The sequence below is a fragment of the Mesorhizobium sp. M7D.F.Ca.US.004.03.1.1 genome, from assembly GCF_003998635.1.
Taxonomy (GTDB): Bacteria; Pseudomonadota; Alphaproteobacteria; order Rhizobiales; family Rhizobiaceae; genus Mesorhizobium; species Mesorhizobium loti.
This window is the reverse complement of the sequence record NZ_RZQG01000919.1, coordinates 1-2,281: the sequence shown is the minus strand read 5'-3', so window position 1 is coordinate 2,281 and position 2,281 is coordinate 1. Positions and strand designations below refer to the sequence as shown.

General features: G+C 66.0%; 3 protein-coding genes. All 3 read left to right on the top strand.

Annotated features, from left to right (window positions below; genetic code table 11):
- The coding region (locus tag EN935_RS31885) for a CaiB/BaiF CoA-transferase family protein (RefSeq protein ID WP_245489104.1) at positions 1 to 895 on the top strand (895 nt) is incomplete at its 5' end.
- Between the two features lie 11 nt (positions 896 to 906).
- The gene (locus tag EN935_RS31880; RefSeq protein WP_127263884.1) at positions 907 to 1,749 is read left to right on the top strand and encodes a MaoC family dehydratase N-terminal domain-containing protein; all 843 of its coding nucleotides are present in this window, start codon (positions 907 to 909) and stop codon (positions 1,747 to 1,749) included.
- Positions 1,743 to 2,281: aldolase/citrate lyase family protein (locus EN935_RS31875; protein WP_245489103.1), on the top strand; the 539-nt coding region annotated here is incomplete at its 3' end. The genes EN935_RS31880 and EN935_RS31875, both read left to right, overlap by 7 nt.

Genomic DNA, 2,281 nt, shown 5'->3' with positions numbered 1-2,281 from the left:
CGACCTGGCTCTGCTGCACCGGATGGTGGCGCGCGCGGATGTCCTGGTGCAGAATCTCGCGCCGGGCGCCATCGACAGGCTCGGCCTCTCCGCCGATGTGATTGCGGAAAAATTCCCTCGGCTGATTGCCATCAACATCGTCGGCTACGGGCAGGACACGCCCTACGCGGCCATGCGCGCCTACGACATGCTGGTGCAGGCCGAAAGCGGCATCTGTGCCGTCACCGGCACGCCGGACACGCCGAGCAAGGTCGGGGTTTCCGCCGCTGACATCGCCACCGGCATGAATGCCCATGCAGCGATCCTCGAAGCCTTGCTGGCGCGCGAGAAGACCGGGCGCGGTCGCATTGTCGAAATTGCCATGTTCGACGCCATGGCCGACTGGATGGCCGTGCCGCTGCTGCATTACGAATATGCGGGCCGCGAGACCCAGAGATATGGCCTGGCGCACGCTTCGATCTACCCCTATCGACCCTATGCCTGTCGGGACGGCAGCGTGGTCGTGTCCATCCAGCAGAACAATGAATGGAAGCGCTTCTGCAGCGTCGTGCTGCAAAGACAGGATCTGTTCGCCGACGAACGCTTCGCCACCAATGCCTGGCGGGTGGCCAACCGCACGGCGCTCGACGCCGAGATCGAACCGATCTTCGCGGCAATCGACTGCGAAGAGGCCATAAACCGTCTCAACGAGGCGCAGATCGCCTGGGGCCGTGTGAGCGCAATGCGCGACCTGCCGCACCACAAGGCGTTGCGCCGGACAGAGGTGGCGCTGCCGGACGGCAGGCGCATCGCCGTGCCGATGCCGGCAGGGCGGTCGGAGGGATTCGCAACGGTCCCCAGCGTTCCCGCCCTTGGCGCCGACACAGACCGGATCCGGTCCGAATTCGCCGCTTGACGAGGAAACTCATGAGCCTGGACACAACCACGCTGCAGGAATGGGTTGGACGCACATACGAGGTCGAGGATGTTGTGATCCCGCGCCTGCTGGCCAGCTTTGGCGCCACGCTTGGCGACTACGCAGCGCAAACTGCGGAGGGCGCGGCCACGCCGGGACTGCACTGGTGCCTGACGCCCGATATTGCCGATAGGCGCGAACTCGGACCTGACGGGCACCCGGCCAAAGGCAGCTTCCTGCCGCCGGTGCCGCTTCCACGCCGCATGTGGGCGGCCAGCGATGTGCGTTTCATGGCTCCGATCCGCTCCGGCGATCGCATCCGCCGCCGCTCGACATTGACCGCCATCGAGGAGAAGCAGGGCCGCACCGGCCCGCTCACCTTCGTCACGGTCCGGCACGACATCGCCAACGACGCCGGCCCGGTGATCGAGGAGGACCAGACCATCGTCTATCGCGGTGTCGAAGCCACTCCTGCGCCCTCTGCCCCGCCAGCAAATCCAAACCCGACCGCACCGCATGAGCTTTCGGTCGACGTCGATCCGGTGCTGCTTTTTCGGTATTCGGCGCTGACCTTCAACGGGCACCGCATCCACTATGACGCGCCCTACGCCACGACGGTCGAGCATTATCCCGGGCTCGTCATCCATGGTCCGCTGCAGGCGACACTGCTCATGAACTTCGCCACCGCTATTGCAGGCGCCGCGCCGCGCCGCTTCTCGTTCCGCGGCGTGCGTCCGGCGAGCGGCCCACAGCGCCTGCTTCTGAGTGCAACATCCCCAGGCAAGGACGGCATGGCTCTCGAGGTACGGTCTGCCGACGGCCATGTGACGGTCAAGGCCACGGCGCAATGGTGAGCTTCGTCACGCCTGTCGTGCCGCTTTTCGTACCCGGCTCGCGGCCGGAGCGGTTTGCCAAGGCCGACAGCAGCGGCGCGGACGCGGTTATTCTCGACCTCGAGGATGCCGTCGCCCCTGGCGACAAGGACCGCGCTCGCGAAGCAATTGTCGCCAATGCAGCCGCGCTGAAATCCGCGGTCGTGGTCCGCATCAACGCCGCCGGTACACCTTGGCATGAAGCGGACATCGACGCCGTGCGGCGCCTCGACGGCGCCTCCGTCATGCTGCCCAAGGCCGAACGCCCGGAAGACATTGCTGATACGACTAGGCACATGGCACGCAGCGTTTCCGTCATCGCGCTGGTCGAGAGCGCCGTAGGCCTCGCCAACCTGCCGGACATATTGGCCACGCCCGGCGTCGTTGCCGTTGCCTTCGGCTCGGTCGACTTCTCGCTCGATCTCGGTTGCGCGCATGATCGGCTGATCCTGCTTGCGGCGCGCAACCGAGATCGAGCGAGAAGTCGACCGAGCCGAAGGCAACGGCAACGACG